1 protein-coding gene is annotated in these 317 nt (G+C 53.6%); it reads right to left on the reverse strand.

What is annotated here, in order from left to right:
• Window positions 1–52: 52 nt before the first annotated feature.
• Window positions 53–178, reverse strand: a complete 126-nt coding sequence (locus ACQ4LH_RS21245) for a hypothetical protein (protein ID WP_430698977.1) — start codon at window positions 176–178, stop codon at window positions 53–55.
• Window positions 179–317: the final 139 nt, after the last annotated feature.

Genomic DNA, 317 nt, shown 5'->3' on the forward strand with positions numbered 1-317 from the left:
AGAGAAGGCGGCCTTCGAGATCCCTTAGTTCGGCTCGGGGGCCCGGAGATGTTTATAAGAGCAGCGACCAGGGGTGCTCCAGGCCTTCGGTCACGGTTTCGATGCGGTAATCCATGGCGTGCGCCAGGCTGCTGCCAAGCAGAACAAGCAACAACAGGGCGCGGGACGTATTCAACATGGTTCGGGCCTTTTGTTCGCAGAGGGATAAATCAGGATCTGTCTCTTATACACATCTGACGCCTGCCGACGACGCTCCACGAGTGTAGATCTCGGTGGTCGCCGGCTTGTTAAAAAAAAAAAAAACAAAAAGAAAATAG

It is taken from the genome of Pseudomonas peli, assembly GCF_050563605.1.
GTDB classification, from domain to species: Bacteria; Pseudomonadota; Gammaproteobacteria; order Pseudomonadales; family Pseudomonadaceae; genus Aquipseudomonas; species Aquipseudomonas peli_A.

What these genes read in the sequence shown, in the direction of transcription:
- ACQ4LH_RS21245 (WP_430698977.1), bottom strand. Translation starts at nt 178, where the DNA reads ATGTTGAATACGTCCCGCGCCCTGTTGTTGCTTGTTCTGCTTGGCAGC.